Origin of the sequence: Pseudomonas sp. NFACC45, from assembly GCF_900113505.1 — a bacterium.
Classification (GTDB): domain Bacteria; phylum Pseudomonadota; class Gammaproteobacteria; order Pseudomonadales; family Pseudomonadaceae; genus Aquipseudomonas; species Aquipseudomonas tehranensis.
The window spans coordinates 100253-121626 of the sequence record NZ_FOPO01000004.1 but is presented as its reverse complement, the minus strand read 5'-3'; the positions used below and the strand labels follow the sequence as shown (position 1 = coordinate 121626).

General features: G+C 61.9%; 17 protein-coding genes and 1 pseudogene. 15 read left to right on the top strand and 3 right to left on the bottom strand.

Going from position 1 to position 21374, the window contains the following annotated elements; genetic code table 11:
• From otnK to otnI, 3 genes are read left to right on the top strand one after another with little or no spacing between them, the layout of a single operon-like run.
• The gene (gene otnK / locus BM132_RS08650) at nucleotides 1-1272 is read left to right on the top strand and encodes a 3-oxo-tetronate kinase (RefSeq protein ID WP_092454638.1); all 1272 of its coding nucleotides are present in this window, start codon (nucleotides 1-3) and stop codon (nucleotides 1270-1272) included.
• Nucleotides 1269-1907 (top strand): 3-oxo-tetronate 4-phosphate decarboxylase, encoded by a 639-nt coding sequence (gene otnC, locus BM132_RS08645; protein WP_092454636.1) that lies wholly within the window; start codon nucleotides 1269-1271, stop codon nucleotides 1905-1907. Before otnK ends, otnC begins: the two co-directional genes overlap by 4 nt.
• A 5-nt stretch (nucleotides 1908-1912) precedes the next feature.
• Nucleotides 1913-2689 carry a 2-oxo-tetronate isomerase gene (otnI, locus tag BM132_RS08640; RefSeq protein ID WP_092454634.1) on the top strand — a complete coding sequence of 259 codons (777 nt, stop codon included), beginning with the start codon at nucleotides 1913-1915 and terminating at the stop codon, nucleotides 2687-2689.
• Nucleotides 2690-2711: 22 nt separating this feature from the next.
• Here the strand turns inward: otnI and BM132_RS08635 are convergent, their stop codons facing one another.
• Together BM132_RS08635 and BM132_RS08630 are read right to left on the bottom strand one after the other, a co-directional pair.
• A complete protein-coding gene (locus tag BM132_RS08635) occupies nucleotides 2712-3668 on the bottom strand; it encodes a sensor domain-containing diguanylate cyclase (RefSeq protein ID WP_092454632.1) in 957 nt (318 codons plus the stop codon).
• A 3-nt stretch (nucleotides 3669-3671) separates the two neighbouring features.
• Nucleotides 3672-4682 carry a response regulator gene (locus tag BM132_RS08630; RefSeq protein WP_092454630.1) on the bottom strand — a complete coding sequence of 337 codons (1011 nt, stop codon included), beginning with the start codon at nucleotides 4680-4682 and terminating at the stop codon, nucleotides 3672-3674.
• A gap of 437 nt (nucleotides 4683-5119) precedes the next feature.
• Between BM132_RS08630 and BM132_RS08625 the strand changes: the two genes are divergently transcribed.
• The 3 genes from BM132_RS08625 to BM132_RS08615 are packed head-to-tail and all read left to right on the top strand — an operon-like array spanning nucleotide 5120 to nucleotide 8212.
• Nucleotides 5120-6562 carry a coniferyl aldehyde dehydrogenase gene (locus BM132_RS08625; RefSeq protein ID WP_092454628.1) on the top strand — a complete coding sequence of 481 codons (1443 nt, stop codon included), beginning with the start codon at nucleotides 5120-5122 and terminating at the stop codon, nucleotides 6560-6562.
• 19 nt (nucleotides 6563-6581) lie between these two features.
• Nucleotides 6582-7553, top strand: a complete 972-nt coding sequence (locus BM132_RS08620) for an alpha/beta hydrolase (protein ID WP_092454626.1) — start codon at nucleotides 6582-6584, stop codon at nucleotides 7551-7553.
• Nucleotides 7553-8212: a TetR/AcrR family transcriptional regulator gene (locus BM132_RS08615; RefSeq protein WP_092454624.1), complete on the top strand. Its 660-nt coding sequence runs from the start codon at nucleotides 7553-7555 to the stop codon at nucleotides 8210-8212. Before BM132_RS08620 ends, BM132_RS08615 begins: the two co-directional genes overlap by 1 nt.
• A 7-nt stretch (nucleotides 8213-8219) precedes the next feature.
• On the opposite strand, the gene BM132_RS08610 is transcribed toward BM132_RS08615, so the two are convergent.
• Complete coding sequence (locus tag BM132_RS08610; protein WP_092396609.1) at nucleotides 8220-10049, bottom strand: sigma-54-dependent Fis family transcriptional regulator; 1830 nt, start codon at nucleotides 10047-10049, stop codon at nucleotides 8220-8222.
• Nucleotides 10050-10326: 277 nt separating this feature from the next.
• Between BM132_RS08610 and BM132_RS08605 the strand changes: the two genes are divergently transcribed.
• The 9 genes and pseudogenes from BM132_RS08605 (at nucleotide 10327) to BM132_RS28865 (ending at nucleotide 21368) form a co-directional block, all read left to right on the top strand.
• Nucleotides 10327-11094 (top strand): coniferyl-alcohol dehydrogenase, encoded by a 768-nt coding sequence (locus tag BM132_RS08605; RefSeq protein WP_092454622.1) that lies wholly within the window; start codon nucleotides 10327-10329, stop codon nucleotides 11092-11094.
• Between the two features lie 94 nt (nucleotides 11095-11188).
• Nucleotides 11189-12835 (top strand): DUF1302 domain-containing protein, encoded by a 1647-nt coding sequence (locus tag BM132_RS08600; protein WP_092454620.1) that lies wholly within the window; start codon nucleotides 11189-11191, stop codon nucleotides 12833-12835.
• Nucleotides 12836-12853: 18 nt separating this feature from the next.
• Nucleotides 12854-14215 carry a DUF1329 domain-containing protein gene (locus BM132_RS08595; protein ID WP_092396615.1) on the top strand — a complete coding sequence of 454 codons (1362 nt, stop codon included), beginning with the start codon at nucleotides 12854-12856 and terminating at the stop codon, nucleotides 14213-14215.
• 71 nt (nucleotides 14216-14286) lie between these two features.
• Nucleotides 14287-15381, top strand: coding sequence for a WD40/YVTN/BNR-like repeat-containing protein (locus tag BM132_RS08590; protein WP_371264114.1), 1095 nt, complete (start codon nucleotides 14287-14289; stop codon nucleotides 15379-15381).
• A gap of 42 nt (nucleotides 15382-15423) precedes the next feature.
• A complete protein-coding gene (locus BM132_RS08585) occupies nucleotides 15424-17859 on the top strand; it encodes an efflux RND transporter permease subunit (RefSeq protein WP_092396619.1) in 2436 nt (811 codons plus the stop codon).
• Between the two features lie 242 nt (nucleotides 17860-18101).
• Complete coding sequence (locus tag BM132_RS08580; protein WP_092396621.1) at nucleotides 18102-18530, top strand: DUF2231 domain-containing protein; 429 nt, start codon at nucleotides 18102-18104, stop codon at nucleotides 18528-18530.
• Nucleotides 18527-19819 carry a PQQ-dependent sugar dehydrogenase gene (locus BM132_RS08575; RefSeq protein ID WP_092454616.1) on the top strand — a complete coding sequence of 431 codons (1293 nt, stop codon included), beginning with the start codon at nucleotides 18527-18529 and terminating at the stop codon, nucleotides 19817-19819. The genes BM132_RS08580 and BM132_RS08575 overlap by 4 nt, the downstream gene beginning before the upstream one ends.
• A gap of 193 nt (nucleotides 19820-20012) precedes the next feature.
• Nucleotides 20013-20780: pseudogene (locus BM132_RS28870) on the top strand (PAS domain-containing protein); the annotation flags it as partial.
• A gap of 93 nt (nucleotides 20781-20873) precedes the next feature.
• Nucleotides 20874-21368 carry a methyl-accepting chemotaxis protein gene (locus tag BM132_RS28865; RefSeq protein WP_371264113.1) on the top strand — a complete coding sequence of 165 codons (495 nt, stop codon included), beginning with the start codon at nucleotides 20874-20876 and terminating at the stop codon, nucleotides 21366-21368.
• Nucleotides 21369-21374: the final 6 nt, after the last annotated feature.

Below are 21374 nucleotides of genomic sequence, written 5' to 3'. Positions count from 1 at the left end.
ATGCCCCTGATCGGATGCATTGCCGACGACTTCACCGGAGCGACCGACCTGGCCAGCATGCTCGTGCGCGGCGGCGCCCGCACTGTGCAGACCATCGGCGTTCCACGTGGACCCTTGGCGCTGGGCGAAGCTGACGCGCTGGTGGTGGCGCTCAAGTCGCGCAACCTGGCGCCCGAGGAGGCAGTCGCACAGTCGCTGCAGGCGCTGGAGTGGTTGCGCCAGCAGGGCTGCCGACAGTTCTACTTCAAGTATTGCTCGACGTTCGACTCCACCGCCGAGGGCAATATCGGCCCGGTCAGCGATGCGCTGCTTCAAGCCCTGGGCAGCGACTTCACCGTGGCCTGTCCGGCCTTTCCGGAGAACCGCCGTAGCGTGTTCAACGGCTACCTGTTCGCCAATGACGTGCTGCTCAACGAAAGCGGGATGCAGGATCATCCACTCACGCCCATGCGCGATGCCAATCTGCTGCGCGTGTTGCAGCCGCAAACCCGCCACCCGGTCGGCCTGATCGACTACCGGACCCTGCGCGCGGGCGTCGAGGCGACCCGTCAGCGGATCGCCGCGTTGCGCGCTGAAGGCGTGGGCATCGCCGTCAGCGACGCTATTGATAATGAAGATTTGCAGGTGCTTGGCGCCGCCTGTGCCGACCTGCCGCTGGTTACGGCCGGGTCGGGGCTGGCGTTGGGTATGGCCCAGGATTGGCAGGCCAGAGGCTTGTTACAGGCCAATGGCGAGGCCAGTCGGCTGGAAGCCGGTTGGGGACGTCAGGCGATTCTCAGCGGTAGCTGTTCGCGAGCGACCCTCGGCCAGATCGAGCAGGCGGCAGCGGTCTATCCGGCCTTTCGTCTGGAGGCGGCCGAGCTGATGGCCCGCGGTGACGCCTTGGTGGCCGAGGCTCTGGCCTGGGCTGCCGGCTACCAGGGCCCGGTACTGATCTATGCCAGCAGCCCAGCCGACGAGGTTCGCCGGGTGCAACAACAGTTCGGCGCGCAGCAGGTCGGTGAACGCATTGAAGCGGCCCTGGCGGCGATTGCCCGTGCGCTGGTCGAACAGCAGGGCGTGGGTCAATTGCTGGTCGCCGGTGGTGAAACCTCCGGCGCAGTGGTCGGCGCGCTGGGCATCGAAGGTTTGCGCATCGGGCCGAGCATCGACCCCGGCGTGCCCTGGACCCAGACGCTCGGCCAGTCAGGGCGGCCGCTGACCCTGGCGCTCAAGTCCGGTAATTTCGGCAGCGCCGATTTCATGATCAAGGCCTGGGAGATGCTGACATGAAGGAAAGTCAACTGCGCGAAGAGATCGTCGAGATCGGCCGCTCACTCTACCTGCGTGGGCTCAGCCCCGGCTCCTCCGGCAATATCAGCGTGCGACTGGACGATGGCTGGCTGCTGACCCCGACCAATGCCTGTCTCGGTCGCCTGGACCCGGCGGACATCGCCAAGCTCGATTGGCAAGGTAACCACCTGGCCGGCAAACCCGCCTCCAAGGAAGCGTTCCTGCACCGTGCCGTCTATGAGGGCCGCGAAGATTCGGGTGCCATCGTGCATTTGCATTGCACGCACTCGGCGGCGGTGTCCTGCCTGGACTGTCTGGACGCTACGTCGTGCCTGCCACCGCTGACACCTTACTTCGTCATGCGCGTGGGCCGCTTGCCGCTGATTCCGTACCACCGGCCCGGTGATCCGCGGTTGGGCGAGGCGATTCGCGGACTGGTAGGGCAGCACAGTTCGGTGTTGCTGGCCAATCACGGGCCGGTCGTTTCCGGCAAGAGCCTGGAGGCGGCCACCTACGCCATCGAAGAACTCGAAGAAACCGCCAAGCTCTACCTGTTGCTGCGCCAGCAGCCGGTACGGTCGCTGGACGACGAACAAATCGACGAACTGCGCCAGACCTTCGGCGCCCAATGGTGACTGCAATGCCACGTTTCGCTGCCAACCTCAGCATGATGTTCAACGATGCACCCTTCCTCGATCGCTTCGGCCGGGCGGCCAAGGCCGGTTTCAAGGGCGTGGAATACCTGTTTCCTTATGAGTTCGCACCGGCCGAGCTGGCCGGGCGTTTGGCCGAGCACGGGCTTAGCCAAGTGCTGTTCAACTTGCCGCCGGGGGATTTTGCCGCGGGCGAGCGCGGTATCGCGGCGTTGCCGGGGCGCGAGGCGGAATTCCGCGAAAGTGTCGACCGCGCCATCGAATACGCCCACGCGCTGGGCTGCCCCAAACTGCACGCAATGGCCGGGCTGGTGAGTGACGAGAGCCAGCGTCCGCGCATGCGCGAGGTCTATCTGGAAAACCTGCGTTACGCCGCCCGACGTTTGGCCGAGCACCAACTGACACTGCTGATTGAGCCGATCAACACCCGCTCGATTCCGGGTTACTTCATCAATCGCCAGACCGAGGGCCATGCAATCCTGGCCGAACTGGGCGAGCCGAACCTGCGCGTGCAACTGGACCTGTTCCATGCACAAATCATGGAGGGCGATCTGATTGCCGGTTTCCAGCGCTTCCAGGCCGGCGTCGGGCATATCCAGATCGCCGGCGTGCCGGATCGGCACGAACCCGACCTGGGAGAAGTGAACTACCCGTACCTGTTCAAACTGCTCGACGAAGCCGGCTACGAGGGCTGGATCGGCTGCGAGTACAACCCCCGCGGTCTGACCGAGGATGGCCTGGGCTGGTTTGCGCCCTGGCGCTGAGCGGGGTCCGAAAAAACCGCATTCAATCTGTGTACACCGTCACCCGATTGCGCCCGGTTTTCTTCGATGTGTACAGCGCCTGGTCGGCCCGGGCGATCAGTTCGGCGTGGTCGGTCGCGGGTTGGCTCAGGTCCGCCACTCCCAGGCTGATGGTGAATCGGATGCTCTGGTCGTTGAACAGCACTTGCAGCTCCTCGACTGCATGGCGCAGGCGCTCGGCGAACATCCGGGCGCCGACCTTGTCGGTGTCCGACAGCACCACACCGAACTCTTCGCCGCCATAACGCCCGGCCACGTCGGAGTCGCGTACATGTTCGTGCAAAAGCCGGGCGACCTGCTCGATGACCTGATCCCCGGCCTGGTGGCCATAGGTGTCGTTGACCCGTTTGAAGTGGTCGATATCGAGCATCACCAGGCTCAAGGCATTGCCGTAGCGTTGATGCCGCGCGTAGGCAGCTTTCAGGCTCGCCTCCCAATGACCGCGGTTGTACAGCCCGGTCAGTCGATCGGTGCTGGAGAGCTGCTGCAATTGCGCATTGGCGGCCTGTAGTTGATGCCGGTTGGTGGCGACGTCGGTGACGTCATAGATCACCAGGCAGATGTGACTGATCTTGCTGTCGGGCGAGCGCAACGGTAACAGCGTGGTGTTCTGGTACATGAACTCTTCCTGGCCGGTGATGGGCTGGTAGCTCTTGAACCGCACCAGATAGGGACGCTGCTCCCAGACAGTGAACGCTGGGGTGCCCAGGGCCGCGACGCTTTCCACCTTGCGGCTGAACCACTGGCGATCGATTTCGGGAAACAGACTGAAAAAATGCTGGTTGTGGGCGTCCTTTGGCTGCACCCCGGAGCGGTTCTCCATGAACGTGTTCCAGACCTGTACGCGGTAGTCGCGGTCCAGCACCACCACACCGACATCGATGCTCTGAACAATGGCCAGCAACCAGTGAAACTCGTTCAGATCAATGGAATCAGGCATGGCTCAGGTCATCAGGTAGGTGAGTTTTTGGGTCAGCCGCTCGATCGAGTCTTCCGTGAACAGCAATAAGAGGTCGAAACGAATATCGTGCCCTTCCAGGCTGTAGCTGATTTCCACCGCCAGGGTCTTTTTCCAGTGCTTGCGGTTGACGTGAATCAGCTCCTCAATGGCCGCGTGCTGGCCGAGAATCTGCGGATGCCCCTGCGAGAACACCACGTCGATCTGATCGGCAATGCTGCTCAGGCAAGCGCCGATCAGAACGCTGGAAAGGTCCAGCAGCATTTCCAGGTCGGAATAATCGCTGCTTTGGCGCTGCATCAGTTGCGCGATGTCGGCGATTTCCGATTCGTGAAATATCAGCAGGGCTTCGCCGGCAATACCACTGCCGATAAAGCCCTGGCAGATGGCCGTGAGTTGCTGGGAGCTGCCGGCATCGTTCAGCGCCATATGCAGCTCACCGACCTCAAGGATGTTCACGTTCGGTACCGGTAACTGTACAAACACACCCAGCACGTTGGCGATCAGGGCGGCTGCCTGGCCGATGGCAACGTTGACCGTCTCGCGAAACGCATCGTGAAAACTGATGGCTGTGTTCGTCAGCGAACGCGTTTGCGGCGGCGTCTGGCCGGGTTGCGTCAGCAGGCCCAACCGACTGAGCGTCTGGCGCAGCTCGTTTTCATCGAATGGTTTTTTCAGGAATGCCAATGCGCCCAGCTCAAGCACGCGCTGTACCGCCTGCTCCTGGACGTCGCCGGAGATCACGATGACTTGCGCCTTCAAGCCTTCGGCGCGCAAGGCGCTCAACACCTGATAACCATCCATCTCCGGCATGGTCAGGTCGAGCAGCACCACCTGGCCCAGGCCCTGGCGTATGGCGTCCATGGCCTGGCGCCCATTGCTGGCCTCGGTGACCGAAACCGGCCAGTCCGCCGGCAATGCACGGAGCACCTGTTTGCGTGCCATGTTGGAGTCGTCACACACCACGAGGGGGATCACTGACACTGGGACGCCCATTCAAGTTGAACAGCGGGGGAGGTCATGCCTGTCACAAACCTGCGAAACCTCCCGTTAGCTAAAAAACTGGACCATTAAGTCAGGAGAGTCAAATGCACTTCATCCGTTAGGCCCGGCGCTGCGGTGCATGGAAGGATGTGGAGAAAATAATTATAAAAACTAACCAGTTTGCGAAGGGGCGGTTCGTGAGCAGCGCTAAAGCGCCACGAAGGTCTCCAGCCGTGGGATTCACATTTTTTTCCTGTCTCGCCCTGAATTATCGATTTTGATGCCTGTTTACGGGGAAATGGCTTTCATGAGCGATTCTTTAAAATTAAGAAACCTAACGGTTTCCTTTCTTCGGTTTTTTGGCATACTCCATTTTCGAGTCGGCTTGTGCGCCTGCTCACAGGGTATTTAGTGCTGTTAAATAACAATAACCAGCAGGAACCTACGCCATGAACATTCCCGGTCACCCCGCGGCGCCCGTCGGCACCGAACAACTCACTGCCAGGCTTGCACAGATGAAGCAGGCCCACCTGGCCGACGGGCCGGCGAGCCTGGAACTACGGCGCGACCGACTGGACCGGGCCATTGCATTGCTATTGGATAACCGTGAAGCCATTGTTGAGGCTGTATCGGCGGACTTCGGCAATCGCAGCCGCGAACAGACGCTGCTTTCCGATATTGGCGGTTCCGTGGCAAGCCTCAAGCATTGCCGTGAGCATCTGGCCGAGTGGATGCAGTCGCAGTCGCATCCGGCCCCTTTCCCTGGCAGCGAGGCGCGGGTCGAGTACCAGCCGTTGGGTGTGGTAGGTGTGATCAGCCCTTGGAATTTTCCCATCGTATTGGCGTTCGGGCCGCTGGCGAGTATTTTCGCCGCCGGTAACCGGGCCATGCTCAAGCCCTCGGAACTGACCCCGCGAACGTCGGTATTGATGGGCCAATTGATCGCCCGATATTTTGACGAGAATGAACTGACCACGGTGCTGGGCGATGCCGAAGTCGGCGCGCTGTTCAGTGCCCAACCCTTCGACCACCTGATCTTTACCGGGGGTACGGCAGTGGCCCGGCACATCATGCGGGCAGCCTCGGACAATCTGGTGCCGGTGACCCTGGAGCTGGGCGGCAAGTCACCCGTGCTGGTGTCCCGTAGCGCCGACCTGGCGACGGTGGTGCAGCGGGTCATGACGGTGAAGACCTTCAACGCCGGGCAAATCTGCCTGGCCCCGGACTACGTGCTGCTACCGGAAGAATGCCTGGAGGACTTCGTCGCCGAGGCGGTGCGCTTCGTCGCTGCCATGTATCCCTCCCTGCACAGCAACCCGGACTACACCTCCATCATCAACCCACGCAATTTCGACCGCCTGCAGGACTATCTGGTCGATGCGCGCGCCAAAGGGGCCCGGCTGATCGAGATCAACCCGGCGCAGGAGGACCTGGGCGATCGCCAGACCCGCAAGATCGCTCCGACGCTGGTGCTGGATGCCACTGAGCAGATGCAGGTGCTGCGCGAGGAAATCTTCGGCCCGCTGTTGCCGATCAAGACCTATCGCGATTTCGCCACGGCGATCGACTACGTCAACGGTCAACCGCGACCCCTTGCCGCGTATTACTTCGGCGAGGACGCCGGTGAGCGCCAGCAGGTGCTGGAGCGCACGACTTCGGGCGGTGTGGTGATCAATGACGTCATGAGTCACGTGGTGTTCGAGGCGCTGCCATTTGGCGGTGTCGGTCACTCCGGTATGGGGGCGTATCACGGGGTCTACGGTTTCCGTATGTTCAGCCATGCCAAGGCGGTGGTGGTGCAGAGCCCGGTCGGTGAGTCCAACCTGGCGATGCGCGCGCCTTACGGCGCAATGATCCACGGTCTGCTGGATCAATTGCTGACTGCCCACTGAGTCGTTCAGGAGTATGACCATGAACACGCTGTCAACCCTCAAGGCCAAGCTGCTGCGCGCCTTTGCCAAACGCATGAAAGCCAAGTTCACCTACGACGCGGCGCAGTATCCGTTGCGCTTGCTCGACGAGACGCTCATCCCCACCGCGTGGGGCCCGGCACGGGCCTTGTTCTATTGGCCCCATACGTCGTCCACTGAGCCTCTGCCGGTCTATTTGAACCTGCATGGCGGCGGTTTCGTAGCCGGGGTGCCGGAGCATGACGACAGTTATTGCCGGCGCTTGGCTCACAACCTGGGTTGCCTGGTGGTCAATCTGGACTATGTCCTGGCCCCCGAGTTTCCCTTTCCCGCAGGTTTGCGACAGAGCTTCGCGGTGCTTGAGTGGCTGGCCGAACAGGCCACGACCCTGGGCATCGACCCACAACGCATCGCGGTCGGTGGGCACAGCGCGGGCGGCAACCTGGCCACCGGCGTGGCCAATCTGGCGCGGGGGCATCAGCGTTTGCGGGTGGTGCATCAGGTCATTGACTATGCGGTACTGGACTTGGCCCAGGATCCCGGACTGAAGCTTTCTCCCATCGACAAACCCTTACTCGGTGCGGGTCTGGTGCGCTTTTTCAATAGCTGTTATCTGAGCGATCCGGCCCAGGCCCGGGACCCTCTGGCCTCGCCATTGCTGGCGACGGTTGAGCAATTGCAGGGCATGCCCCCGACAACGTTGATCACCGCCGAGCACGATATCCTGCGTGCTGAGGGTCAGGCCTACGCGCAGAAATTGCGCCAGGCCGGTGTCGTGGTGAACGAAAAAATGTTCACCGACTGCGACCACATGTTCACCCATCTAGGGCCTGATGCGACGGCGCAGGAGGCTTGGCAACTCATCGAGGACTCCCTGCGTGAGGCGTTTGCGAGGGCGGGCGGTGCTAAGCGGGGCCCCTCGGTGAAACCACCACCGGAACACCTGCACCATGCCGATCAACAGGCTCCGTAATGACTGAAACCACTGAGCAGCCCGTCAGGCGCGGTCGTCCGCCGATACGCAGCCGCCAGGAGCAAATGACCTCGCTGTTGGATGCCGCGGCGCAGGCGCTTGGCAGCGGCAATTTCGCCAACATCACCATGGATGCCATCGCCCGCGCCGCCGGAATCTCCAAGAAGACCCTGTACCAGTTGGTGGCGAGCAAGGAGGCGCTGCTCTCGCAACTGGTGGCCAGGGACTTGTCGACCCTGGAACTGCTATTGGAAAGCGGCATCGACTGCGCCGAGGATCTGCTCAGCGAGTTGCGCATGTACCTGACGTTATGGGCGCGTCTGACCCTCTCGCCATTGGCTCTGGGTCTCTACCTGTTGGCTGCCCAGGGGCGCGAGACGGCGCCGGGCCTTGCCAGGATCTGGTATCAGGAGGGTGCCGGGCGTTGCCTGAGCCTGTTGCGCGGCTGGTTGGGCAAGGCCGCCAGCAAGGGATTGTTGGCTCACGAAGATGTCGAGTCAGCGGTGGAGCTGATCGACTCGCTGTTGATCTCCCAGCCGCTCAAACTGTTCACCCTGGGGGTGCAACAGAGCTGGTCAGACGAGCAGATCGAGCAGCGGGTCGAGGTGACCTTGGGTCTGTTCGGCCGCTGCTTTATCCATCGACCACGCACGCCGTAAGGCGGTCCTATTCGCTGGTCGAGCGTCGCGACAGGCGATAGGACAACTGAGCACGGGTCAGGCCCAGACGGCGGGCCGCTTCCGAGACATTGCCTTTCACTTCGCCCAGGCAGTGGTCAATGATGGTGTCCTCGATCTCTTGCAATGACAGCCGGCTTGGATCCTTGCCGCCAAACAGCTCCAGAATCGCACCACTGCCCGTACTGGCTGCGGCGGTCTTGGTAGGGCTGGCCGGCGGTGGGTCGTTGGGGCTGGCCGCCAGTTGGCCGCGGGTGCCGATGGAGAACATGGGCTGGGCCAGCCGTTCGCCGCTGGTAAACAGGTGTGCCAAGTCGATTGCGCCGCCGTCCGGGGCGCTGATCACGCCGCGCTCCACCAAGTTCTGTAACTCGCGGATATTGCCTGGGAAGTCATAGGCCAGCAGCGTATCGGCCGTGCGCGGCGTGAAACCGCTGATCTGGCGACCATGGCGTTGGGTGAAGCGATGCAGGAAGTGGGTCATCAGCAGCGGGATGTCTTCCTTGCGTTCGCGCAGCGGCGGCAGGTGGATCGGAAACACATTCAAGCGAAAGAACAAATCCTCCCGGAATTCGCCACGTTGCGCGGCGGCACGAAGGTCGACGTTGGTTGCGGCGACCACCCGCACATCGACCTTCAACGTGCGGCTGCCACCGACCCGCTCGACCTCGCCTTCCTGCAAGGCGCGCAGCAGCTTGCCCTGGGCCACCAGGCTGAGGGTGGCGATCTCGTCGAGGAACAGGGTGCCGCCGTCGGCGCGTTCGAAGCGCCCGGCGCGCGATTGAGTGGCACCGGTGTAGGCGCCGCGCTCGACGCCAAAGAGCTCAGACTCCATCAGGTTTTCCGGGATGGCAGCGCAGTTGATGGCGACAAAGGGTTCATCGTGGCGCGGGCTGATGCGATGCAGCATCCTGGCAAACATTTCCTTGCCGACCCCAGACTCGCCGGTGAACAGCACCGTCGCCTGGGTCGGCGCAACCCGGCGCAACATGTGGCAGGCGGCGTTGAAGGCTGAGGAAATCCCCACCATGTCGCTGTCTTGTGCGGGTGTCGGATCAACCAGCAAGCTCGTCGGCAGGGCGCCTTTATCATTGCGACTGTGGGCCGTCACGCTGCGCCCGCCGGTGCTGACGAACGGTTCGGCGTTCAGGTCGGCCAGGTCCGCTTCGGCGTCGTCCCATTCCTCCGCGGGTTTTCCAATCAGCCGGCAAATGCTGGAACCGGTGGAACGGCATTCGACCTCGCGGTAGAGAATCAGCCGGCCGACCATTGCCGAGGTGTACCCGGTGGCATAGCCGGTCTGCATCCAGCAGGCCGGTTCCGTGCCGATGCCGAAGTGGGCGATGTGCTCATCATCTTCGCTGGAATGGTGCCAGAGGAACTCGCCGTAATAGGTGCCCAGGTTCATGTCGAATTCGAAATGCACCGGCTCGACTTTCACCGCGCCTTCGATCGCATGAATGATCGGGCCGGCGGCGAACAGCGCCAGGATGTCAGCCTCGGGGAAGCGCTCCTTGATCAGGGCGGCGTCCCGGGCGCCGCAATGGTAGCCCGTGCGCAACATGATGCCGCGTGCGCGGGCCAGGCCCATGCTTTCAATCAGCTCTCGGCGTAGCGCGCCGATGCCGCTGTTGTGGATCAGCAGCATGCGTGCGCCGTTCAACCAGATGCGACCGTCGCCCGGGCTGAACATCAGGCATTCAGTCAAATCCTGCAGGGTCGGCGGTGCACCCGGTGGCAGCTGCTCGCTGGCACCGCGCACGGGTTTGCTGGGCGTTGCGCGAGAGAGTTCGGCCAGGGAAATCAGCTTGTCCGCCATCACCAATCCTTAATCGGAATAATCATAATCCGCATAGTGCAGCATGAAATTGCTGAAATCATCACTTTTTTCACCCGCCCAGTTCTCCACTCATGACCCTTGCTTGCCTGTGTTTGAGCTGGATGCACCGGGCTTGAGCGGTTGCTTTGCGATTGTCCGGAGATGGCATATCGCTTGCTACAACTAGTTACCGAGATTAACTAATTCGGCAATAACAATATGGCTTGGCTGTCGCCGCTTTCGAGCAGGCAGTACAAGCAAGAATCGGGAAGCCCGTATGAAGTTGACCAACAAGAGGATAGTCGTGACCGGGGTTTCCTCGGGCATCGGCGCCGAAACCTCCCGGATCCTGCGTGCCCACGGGGCCACCGTCATTGGCATGGATCGCAACGAGCCCAACCTGAGCCTGGACTATTTCATCCAGGCTGATCTCAGCCACCCGGATGCCATTGATGCGGCTGTGCAGCGGTTGCCGCAGGCCCTCGACGGCTTGTGCAACATCGCTGGAGTCCCCGGGACCGCCGATCCGCAAGCGGTTGCCCAGGTCAATTACCTGGGGGTGCGCCATCTCTGTGGGGCGGTGCTGCCGCGCATCGCTGCCGGAGGCAGCATCGTCAACGTTGCTTCGATTCTGGGCGCGCAGTGGCCGCAGCGCCTGGACCTGCACAAGGCGCTGGCCGCTACGGAAAGCTTTGCCCATGGCCAGGCCTGGCTGGCCGAACATCCGGTGCCTCAAGAGAGCTGCTACCAGTATTTCAAAGAGGCCTTGATCGTCTGGAACTACCAGCAGGCCCAACCCTGGTTCTTGCACACCTCGGTGCGCATGAACTGCGTGGCACCGGGCCCGGTGTTCACGCCCATCCTGGGTGATTTCGTCAGCATGCTCGGTCAAGCGCGCGTCGAGGCTGACGCTCATCGTATGAAGCGCCCGGCCTACGCCGATGAAGTGGCGGCTGCCATTGCCTTTCTGTGTGCCGACGAATCGCGCTGGATCAACGGCGTCAATCTGCCGGTCGATGGCGGCCTTGCATCCACCTACATCTGAACGAGGAGTCCTGGGCGAGTTACCGCCGGCCGTCTACGGGCGACCGGCCCGTTCACAACACATGCTTCCAACAACAAGAACAATGAGGAACAACATGCACAACTCTCGATGCTATCCAGGCTTCAAGCGTTCCGCCCTGGCACTCTCGGTTTGCCTGGCCGGCTGGGCCTCCCAACCCCAGGCCGCGCAAATTGACCTGGGCGACAGTGAATGGCGTTTGCGCTGGGACAACACCCTCAAGTACAGCCAGGCCTGGCGCCTGCAAGGTGCCGACGACAACCTGGTCAACGCGCCGACGGCGGGCGGACTGTACCCCTCGATCCAGAGCCAGGGCGACAAGAACTTCAGCAGCGGCCTGGTCTCCAACCGCCTGGACCTGTTCAGTGAGATGGACCTGAGCCGGGAAAACTACGGCCTGCGCCTCAGCGCTGCGGCCTGGTACGACGATATCTACAACAAGAACACCGACAGCAGCGAGCAACGGCACTTCCTCGACGATACCCGCGAGCTGCACGGGCGTGATGCCGAGTTACTCGATGCCTTCGTATTCGTGCGAGGCGATGTCGGCGAATCGAGCCAGGGCACCCTGCGTCTGGGCCGGCATAGCCTGATCTACGGCGAAAGCCTGTTCTACGGGGGCAATGGCATCGCCAACGCCCAGGGGCCGAGCGATATCGTCAAACTGCTCAGCGTCCCCGGCACCCAATTCAAGGAAATCCTGCGGCCGGTCAATCAAGTGTCCGGGCAGTTGCAGATCAACCCGCAGTTGTCTGTGGGTGCCTACTATCAGTTCGAATGGGAGCGTTCCAACCTGCCGGGGGCGGGCAGCTACCTGAGTGACAACGATGGCATCGGCGAAGGTTCCGGCGACTGGACCCAGGTGTTTGGCAACACCACCGTGCATGCCTCCGACATCGAGGCCAGGAATTCCGGCCAAGGCGGCATGCAACTGCGCTACAAGCCCGAAGGCACCGAACTGGAGCTGGGCTTCTACGCCGCCAAGTACCACGACAAGGCGCCGAGCGCACTCTATGCCTATCTGGACGGTGCAGCGGCCGCCGCCACCGGGCTGCCAATCCTGGGTTCCTATCGCCAGGTTTACGCCGAAGACATCAAAACCCTGGGTGCCAGCTTCTCCACGGCCTATGGCCCGTTCAATTTCGCCGGCGAGACCTCGGTGCGTTGGGATGCACCGCTGGTGAGCAACCTGCAGGTGGTGACACCGGCAATGGCCGCAGACAACAGCGGCGATGCGCTCTACGCCAAGGGCAAGACCGCCCACGTCAACCTCTCGACCATTTACCTGCTGTCGCCCAACTCGCTTTGGGATGGCGGCTCGGTGCTCGCCGAACTGGCCTGGAACCGTACCCTCAGCGTCACCGACAACCGCGCGGCACTGGATTCCAACACCACCCGTGACGCGACGGCGCTACGGGTGCTGGCCGAGCCGGCTTATTTCCAGGTAGCCGACGGTCTGGACCTGAGCGTGCCAGTGGGGTTTGGCGTCGTCCTCGATGGACGCTCCTCAGCCGTCAGCAAGGCCGGGTTCGGCAATACCCACGCCGGCGACTGGAGTGTCGGGCTCAAAGCCACGTACCTGCAGCGCTGGGACTTCGGCATCAATTACGTGAATTTCTTCGGCAAGAAGGCGGCGGGGCTGCGCGAGGACGGCAACTTCAGCTACGGCCAATCCCTGGCCGACCGTGACTTCGTCGCCATGTACGTGAAAACCACATTCTAATAAGAGGTTTCATTTTCTATGCAAAGCCTATTTTCCTTGCGTATTTCGGCCCTGGCCATTGCCTTGTTGAGTGCCGGCCTGGTGCAGGCGGCCGTTTCCCCTGAGCAGGCCGCACGGCTTGGCACCGAGCTCACGCCGCTCGGCGCCGAGCGCGCCGGCAACCAGGACGGCAGCATTCCTGAGTGGACAGGTGGCTATACCACGGCGCCGGCCGGCTACAAGAACGGCGACAAACGTGCCGATCCGTTCGCCGCCGACAAGCCGCTGTATTCGGTCAGCGCGGCCAACATGGCACAGTACGCCGACCAGTTGGCCGAGGGCACCAAGGCCTTGCTGCAGAAGTATCCCGGTTACCGCCTGGACGTCTATCCGACCCGGCGCAGTGCTGCCGCGCCGCAGTGGGTGTACGACAACACCCTGACAAACGCCACCCGCGCCACCCTCGATGTGCCCACTGAGAAAGTCAGCGGCGCCTATGGCGGGATTCCTTTCCCATTGCCGCAAAACGGTGCCGAGGTGTTGTGGAACCACCGCCTGTCCTGGCAGGGCGCCGACACCTTCTATTCGCCGTTCGACACTTGGCTGATGACGGCTGGCGGCAAGAAGATCCAGGCCACCCGCGCGCGTTTCTGGTACCAGAGCCCTTACTACTTCAAAGAGGGCAACCTCGACACCTTCGCGGGCAAATTTCTGATCGGCAAACTGGCTACGGAACTGCCGTCCTCCAAGGCCGGCGAGGGGCTGATGACCCACTGGGACATGGACCCCGGCAAACGCGCCGCCTGGCAGTACCTGGTCGGCCAGCGTCGGGTGCGCCGTGCACCGAACGTCGCATACGATACGCCGGACTTCGTCACCTCGGGCGTCGGATTCTTCGACGAGGCCTTCATGATCTTCGGGCCCACCGACCGTCATGACCTCAAACTGATCGGCAAGAAAGAACTACTGGTGCCTTACAACAACAACCGTGCGGCGGCGGTGAGCAGCGACGAATTGGTCAAGCCAGGTTTCCTCAACCCGGATCTGGTGCGCTGGGAGAAGCATCGGGTCTGGGTTGTGAGCGCCACGCTCAAGGACGGCAAGCGTCATGTAGTGCCCAAGCGCACCTATTACGTGGACGAGGACTCCTGGCAAGTGCTGCTGCTCGACGGCTATGACGCGCAAGGCAAGTTAGGACGGCATAACTACACGCTCACCCTGCTGGCGCCCGAAATGCCGGCGCTGACCTCTCAAATGATGTGGGGCAGCTACAACCTGGAAACCGGCGCCTACTTCCTGAACTCCTCGGCCAACGATCTGGGCGTGCAGTACCAGAGCTATCCGCGTCCGCCGGCGGCGTTTTTTACCCCTGATGCCATGGCCAGCGACAGCATGCGCTAAGCGATTGTGCAAGGCGCCGGGCCCCAGGCATCGGCGCGTTGTGCGATCAGCGTCTGGATAACTCTTATGCGATGGTCGGAGCGGACATGATCGGTAACTTTTTACTCATGCGGGCGCTGCCGGTGGCTTTGCTGCTGGCTGCGTTATCAGTGTCAGGTTGGGCAACGGCCAGCCCGGGGATTGCGCTACTCAACCAAGCGGCCTTGCAGAGCGCCAAGGCACCCCGTGCGGTGCTGCTGGCGGTCACCCGGGCCGGCGACCGGCTGGTGGCGGTCGGTGAACGCGGCATCGTCCTGCTCTCTGACGACTCCGGCCAGAGCTGGCGTCAGGCGCGTGTGCCGGTCAGCGTCAGCCTGACGGCCGTGCAGTTCGTGGATGCCGAGCAGGGCTGGGCTGTCGGTCATATGGGCGTGATTCTGCGCAGCACCGACGGTGGCCAAACCTGGGTCAAGCAACTCGATGGTGTCGCAGCGGCGCATCTGGCGCTGGTTTCGGCGCAACAAGGTAACGACGCCAAGCGGCTCAAGGATGCCCAGTGGCTGGTCGCCGATGGCCCGGACAAACCCTTTCTCGACCTGTACTTCAGCGACCGCCGCAACGGTTACGTGGTCGGTGCCTATGGCCTGATCCTGCATACCACGGATGGAGGCGATAGCTGGCAGCCGTGGATGCAGCAGGTGAATAACCCCGAGGGCCTCAACCTGTACGGCATTCGCCCTGCGGGCGGCGCGCTGTTCATCGTCGGCGAACGCGGTCTGCTGCTGCGCTCGGTTGACAACGGCGGCAGTTTCCAGGCGCTCGAGTCACCCTACGACGGCAGTTTCTTCGGTGTGCAGGGCAGTCCTGCCGGCGAGTTGGTGGCCTTCGGTTTGCGCGGCAATGCTTATTGGTCGGGCGACCAGGGACTCACATGGCGGCGCGTTGAGACCGGCCTGGAGGTGGCGCTGTCGAGCGGCACCCAACTGCCTGATGGCGCGTTGATCCTGGCCAGCCAGGCCGGTGATTTGTTGCTCAGTCCCGACCGGGGACGCAGCTTACGGCATCTGACAGGTCCGGCTGGCGCCTCGATCGCCGGCCTGGTCGCGGCCCCCGATGGCAGTTTGATCAGTGTCGGCCTCAGTGGCGTGACCCGCCTCAAACACAACCTTTCCTCGGCCCAACGTTGAACAACTTGCCAGAGCCCTACGCGGCCGTATTCGGAGTCCGATGTGAACGACAATAATCCCTCCCTCGAACAGCAAGTGGTGATTGCCCGGCTGGAGGATTTCGATCCGCGCTCCGGCAATCTGGGCGAGCGGGCGATCTTCAATCACCGCCCCTGGGTGGTCCTGTTCTGCCTATTGGTCACTCTGGTGCTGGGTTACCAGGCCAGCAAGATTGGCCTTAACGCCAGTTTTGAAAAGACCATTCCAACCTCTCACCCCTACGTGGCCAACTTCCTTGAGCGGCGCAGTGAACTGAGCGGTCTGGGCAATTCGATTCGCATCGCCGTACAGATCAAGGACGGCAGCATTTTCGACAAGGACTACCTCGACGTTCTCGCCCGGCTCAACGACGAGATCTATTTGCTGCCAGGCGTCGACAAGCCCTATATGAAATCGCTATGGACGCCCACCACGCGCTGGACCGCGGTGACAGAGGAGGGGCTGGATGGCGGCACGGTGATCCCGGACACCTATGACGGTTCTGCGGCCAGCCTGGAGCAGGTACGCACCAACGTGGCCCGCTCCGGCGAAATTGGCCAACTGGTGGCGGGGAACTTCCAGTCCAGTGTGATCTTCGTGCCGCTGCTGGAAATCAACCCGGTGACCGGCAAGGCACTGGACGCAGGCGAGCTCTCACGGCAGTTGGAAGCGTTGCGCGACAAATACCAGAACGAGCGCATCCAGATTCACATCACCGGCTTCACCAAGATCATCGGCGACCTGATTGCCGGATTGGCGCAGGTCATGCTGTTCTTCGTCATCGCCGTGCTGGTCACGGTGACGGTGCTCTATTGGTACACCCGTTGCGTGCGCAGTACCGCGCTGGTGGTGCTTTGCTCCTTGGTGGCGGTGCTCTGGCAGATCGGTCTGCTGGCGACCCTGGGTTATGACCTCGACCCTTACTCGGCGCTGGTGCCTTTCCTGGTGTTCGCCATTGGCATGAGCCACGGCGCGCAGAAGATGAACGGCATCATGCAGGACATCGGCCGTGGCACTCACCGGGTGGTGGCCGCGCGCTATACCTTCCGCCGTCTGTTCGCCGCCGGCATGACCGCGTTGCTTTGTGATGCGGTGGGTTTTGCCGTGCTGATGGTGATCAAGATCCAGGTGATCCAGGACCTGGCAATCACCGCCAGCATCGGGGTGGCTGTGCTGATCTTCACCAACCTGATCCTGCTGCCGATTCTGCTCAGTTACATCGGCGTCGGCGCCAAGGCCGCCGAGCGCAGCTTGCGCGCCGAAACGGCCGAGTTGAAAGCAAACGTCAAGCATCCACTCTGGAGTTTCCTCGACCTCTTCACCCGCCGCTCCTGGGCTTACGGCGCTTGCCTGGTGGGCCTGGCGCTGGCGATCGGCGGTTTCGCCGTCAGCCTGCAGTTGAAAATCGGCGACCTGGACCCTGGCGCCCCGGAGCTGCGTCCCGATTCGCGCTACAACCGCGATGCGGCCTTCATGACGCAGAACTACGCGGCCAGTTCAGACATTTTCGTGGTCATGGTCAAAACTCCGGAAGACCAATGCACCCGCTATCCGACCCTGGCTGCGGTGGACGCCCTGGCCTGGCAACTGGAGCAGTTGCCAGGTGTGGAGTCGACCAACTCCATGGCCGCCCTGAGCAAGATCGCTGCCGCCGGGTATAACGAGGGCAACTTCAAGTGGTACGAATTGATCCCCAACGACGGGGCCCTCGGCGCGGTACAGACCCGTGCGCCGCGTGAGCTGTTCAACCAGGGGTGTTCATTGCTCTCGCTCTACGTCTACCTGGCCGACCACAAGGCTGACACCCTGGAACGGGTGGTGCAGACCAGCGAAGCCTTTATCGCCCAGCAGCGACTGCCGGACGTGAAGTTCATGCTCGCTGCGGGGAGCGCTGGAATCGAGGCGGCCACCAACATTGTGGTGAAGAAGGCCATGCGCGAGATGCTGTTCTGGGTCTACGGGGCCGTGATCCTGCTTTGCTGGGTGACCTTCCGTTCCTGGCGTGCGGTACTCGCCGCGGTGCTGCCACTGATGCTCACCTCGATTCTTTGTGAGGCGCTGATGGTTGGCCTGGGTATGGGCGTCAAGGTGGCTACACTGCCGGTGATCGCCCTCGGGGTAGGCATTGGTGTCGACTACGCCCTGTATGTGCTGAGCGTGATCCTGACCCACATGCGCGCTGGCGCCACGCTGTCCGAGGCCTATTACCGGGCGCTGCTGTTCACCGGCAAGGTGGTTTTGCTGACGGGCATCACCCTGGCAATCGCCGTGGCGACCTGGGCGTTCTCGCCAATCAAGTTCCAGGCCGACATGGGCATCCTGCTGGCCTTCATGTTCTTGGTGAACATGCTCGGCGCGCTGATCCTGTTGCCGGCATTGGCGTACTTCCTGTTGCCGCAACGCTTGTTCGCAAAAAAGCCTGAGGTGGCCGGCGCGTTGCAGCCGGTCGGGGAGGGCTGACGGCGCGAGCAACACCGGTTCTTGCCAGGTAAGCCGGCGCGGCTTGCCTGGCATGAACCCCTCAACAAAGCCGCTGAGTTCGCCAGCGTTACGGCTTGGCTTCAGGCGTAAGGATAAGAAAAATCGGGAACTAACGCTTTCGCCTCACGATCCCTTTCCCTGTGCGTAGTCAATACGACCCGGATCGGCCGATTCATCCGTCATGAGTATCCATCCAGGTCGTTGAACCATAAGGAGGCCCCATGACCGTTACCGCTCACCCCCTCTACGCAAGCACTCCCGGCCCGCTTCACGCGATCTTGCTGGCCGGCACCGTTCCCCTGTTTCTAGGGGCATTGCTGAGTGACATTGCCTACTACAAGACCTATCAGATCCAGTGGAGCAACTTTGCCTCCTGGCTGATTGCCGGCGGGTTGGTTTTCGGTGGGCTGGCGCTGTTGTTCGCCCTCGTCAATCTGCTCCGGGCGGACCGCAAGGCGGGGCGCGTCGTGATGTACCCGGTGCTACTGCTGGTCACCTGGGTGTTGGGGCTGGTCAACGCTTTCGAGCATGCCAAGGACGCCTGGGCCGTCATGCCCATGGGGTTGGTGCTGTCTGTCATCGTGACCCTGCTGGCCTGTGTGACGGCGTGGACAGGACTCACCCACTCGCGCTCGGGAGGTGGGCAATGAAACATTCGATTGCACTGACTGCCTTGAGCATGGCGTTGTTACTCAGCGGATGTGGTGGTGAAGGGGACGCCGTTCAGGCACGTGGCCCGGACCCCAAACTGCCAGAGCCCCAACGCGGGCTGTTGCCCAGCATGAAAATTGCCGAGCCGGTCCCGTGGGGTGAGCAGAAGCCGACGGTACCCCAGGGATACAGCGTCACGGCCATCGCGACCGATCTGAAGATTCCGCGCCAGACCGTCGTGCTGCCCAATGGCGACATTCTTGTGGCCGAAGGCCGTGGCGGCAATGCGGCGAAACTCAAGCCCAAGGACGTGATCGCCAGTGTCATCAAGGCGCAGGGCAACACCCAGGTCAAAGGCGGCAATCGCCTGACATTGCTGCGTGATGCCGATGGCGACGGGACCTACGAACTGAAGACGGTATTTGCCGAAAATCTCAACGCGCCGTATGGCCTGGCTTTTGCCGACGGCAAGTTATACGTGGCCAATCAGGATGCGTTGGTCCGCTTCGATTATCAGCAAGGCCAGACCAAGGCCGACGGCCCGCCAACCAAGGTCACCGACTTACCGTCCGAGATCAACCACCACTGGACCAAGGCCCTGACCGTCAGTCCCGACGGTCGCTTCCTGTACGTCGGCATCGGTTCCAACAGCAACGTCACTGAACGTGGCATGGAGGTCGAAACCGACCGCGCCATGGTGTGGCAGATTGACGCCACGACGGGGGCTCACAAGCCTTACGCAACCGGTCTGCGTAACCCGACGGCGTTGACGATCCAGCCCGAGTCCGGCCAGTTGTGGGCGGTGGTGAACGAGCGTGATGAGCTGGGTCCCGATTTGGTTCCCGATTACCTCACCTCGGTGCGCGAGGGTGCATTTTACGGTTGGCCTTACAGCTATTGGGGGCAGAACGTTGATTCGCGCGCCCAGCCGCAGAATCCGGACAAAGTGGCTGCGGCGGTCAAACCCGATTACAGCCTGGGGGCGCACGTGGCCGCGCTGGGTGTCGATTTTTCCCTGCCGGCGATGGGTGAGCAGTACGCCGAGGGCGTATTTGTTGGCGAGCATGGCAGTTGGAACCGCGACAATCCGGTGGGCTACAAAGTCATCTTCGTCCCGTTCAGCCAGGGGCGCCCCGCAGGTGAGCCGGTTGACTTCGCCACCGGCTTTCGGGGTTCCGACGGGAAAACACGGGGGCGGCCTGTCGGGGTCACTGTCGATCCGCGCGGCGCCCTGATCATTGCCGACGACCTGGCAAACACGGTGTGGAGGGTGACGCGCAATCAATGAGTCCTGACTCCGGGGCGCGCCGGCGCCCCGAGCCAGTGCGGTATGGCGTTTGCCGTCTAAGTTCACGAACAGCGCGTATCGTGCCGTTGGTCTGGCGTCAAGACATAATTATTCAAGGCCCATTCAGCCTTCACTTACCTCGCCGATACATGAATAAGGTCCGATTGATTTCCGCGGTCTGCGAGGGTATCTCATGTTTAATTCAATGCTCAAAAGTGAATTGACGGCCAGGACAGCTGAACTGACAACCTACAAAGGATTGATTGGCGCTCTGGAGCGGTCGATGGCCGTTGTCGAGTTCAGCCCTGATGGCAAGGTTCTGCGTGCCAACGAGAACTTCTTGAGCACGATGGGGTACCGGGCGGATCAGTTGGCAAGTCTGTCTCATCGGGATTTTTGCACGCCGCAACTGGTTAGCAGCGCCGAGTATCGGCAATTCTGGGAGCGGCTCCGGGCCGGTCAATTCGTGTCCGGCACTTTTCAGCGCCTCAATGGCCGGGGCGGGAACGTCTGGCTGGAGGCCAGCTACAACCCTGTAACCGATGAGCAGGGGCGCGTGGTAAAAGTGGTCAAGTATGCACTCGACGTCACAGCGCGGGTGGCAAATGAGGCGCAAACCCAAGGCAAGCTGGCAGCCCTTGATCGTGCTATGGCGGTGATTGAATTCGATCTGAACGGCAACATCCTGACCGCTAACGACAACTTCCTCGGCGTCATGAATTACTCACTGGCAGAGCTCAAAGGCAAGCACCACCGACTGTTTTGCGAGCCGGAGCTGGTGAGCAGCTCCGAATACAGCGATTTCTGGCGTCGCCTCAATAGCGGCGAGTTTTTCAATGGTCAATTCAAGCGTCTGGGCAAGCACGGCAAGGTCGTTTGGCTGGAGGCTAGCTACAACCCGGTCTACGATGCCGAAGGCAAGCTGAGCAAGATCATCAAGTTCGCCAGTGACATCAGCGAACGGGTCGAGAAATTTGAAGAGGACTCGCGCGGCGCCTCCCGTGCCTACCACATCTCTTCCGAGACCGAAAAAGTCGCTGAACAGGGTTCGCAAGTGATTCAGCAAACGGCCAAGGAAATGCGCCAGATCGCTGACAACATCGGGGCCTCCGCACGCTTGGTCGGGCAGTTGGGCGCTCGATCAGAAGAGATCACGGCGATCGTCAATACCATTCGCGGCATCGCCGACCAGACCAACCTGCTTGCCCTTAACGCGGCCATCGAAGCGGCGCGGGCTGGCGATCAAGGGAGAGGGTTTGCGGTTGTCGCCGATGAAGTCCGGCAACTGGCCGGGCGCACCAGCCGTTCGACGGCCGAGATTGCCGAAATGATTGGCTTGATTCTTTCTGAAACCCGTGACGCCGTCGCCAGCATGACGGTGACCCAGGAGGGCGCCCTGCGTGGCGTAACCCTGGCTGACCAGGCGGGATCGGTTATCTTGCAGATCAGAACCGGAACCAGTGACGCACTCGAAGCGGTGAGCATGTTTGCTTCCAAGCTCGATGAGTCCGAGGTCATCCCCAAAACGGCGGTTGGCTGGGTGGGTTGAGGCGGT

Excerpts from the sequence above, each read along its gene's own strand:
- BM132_RS08615 (WP_092454624.1), top strand. The coding sequence starts at position 7,553 with ATGACTGAAACCACTGAGCAGCCCGTCAGGCGCGGTCGTCCGCCGATA.
- BM132_RS08590 (WP_371264114.1), top strand. The coding sequence starts at position 14,287 with ATGGTCGGAGCGGACATGATCGGTAACTTTTTACTCATGCGGGCGCTG.
- otnI (WP_092454634.1), top strand. The coding sequence starts at position 1,913 with ATGCCACGTTTCGCTGCCAACCTCAGCATGATGTTCAACGATGCACCC.
- otnK (WP_092454638.1), top strand. The coding sequence starts at position 1 with ATGCCCCTGATCGGATGCATTGCCGACGACTTCACCGGAGCGACCGAC.
- BM132_RS08600 (WP_092454620.1), top strand. The coding sequence starts at position 11,189 with ATGCACAACTCTCGATGCTATCCAGGCTTCAAGCGTTCCGCCCTGGCA.
- BM132_RS08620 (WP_092454626.1), top strand. The coding sequence starts at position 6,582 with ATGAACACGCTGTCAACCCTCAAGGCCAAGCTGCTGCGCGCCTTTGCC.
- BM132_RS08595 (WP_092396615.1), top strand. The coding sequence starts at position 12,854 with ATGCAAAGCCTATTTTCCTTGCGTATTTCGGCCCTGGCCATTGCCTTG.
- otnC (WP_092454636.1), top strand. The coding sequence starts at position 1,269 with ATGAAGGAAAGTCAACTGCGCGAAGAGATCGTCGAGATCGGCCGCTCA.
- BM132_RS08610 (WP_092396609.1), bottom strand. The coding sequence starts at position 10,049 with ATGGCGGACAAGCTGATTTCCCTGGCCGAACTCTCTCGCGCAACGCCC.
- BM132_RS08625 (WP_092454628.1), top strand. The coding sequence starts at position 5,120 with ATGAACATTCCCGGTCACCCCGCGGCGCCCGTCGGCACCGAACAACTC.
- BM132_RS08575 (WP_092454616.1), top strand. The coding sequence starts at position 18,527 with ATGAAACATTCGATTGCACTGACTGCCTTGAGCATGGCGTTGTTACTC.
- BM132_RS08580 (WP_092396621.1), top strand. The coding sequence starts at position 18,102 with ATGACCGTTACCGCTCACCCCCTCTACGCAAGCACTCCCGGCCCGCTT.
- BM132_RS08635 (WP_092454632.1), bottom strand. The coding sequence starts at position 3,668 with ATGCCTGATTCCATTGATCTGAACGAGTTTCACTGGTTGCTGGCCATT.
- BM132_RS08630 (WP_092454630.1), bottom strand. The coding sequence starts at position 4,682 with ATGGGCGTCCCAGTGTCAGTGATCCCCCTCGTGGTGTGTGACGACTCC.
- BM132_RS08605 (WP_092454622.1), top strand. The coding sequence starts at position 10,327 with ATGAAGTTGACCAACAAGAGGATAGTCGTGACCGGGGTTTCCTCGGGC.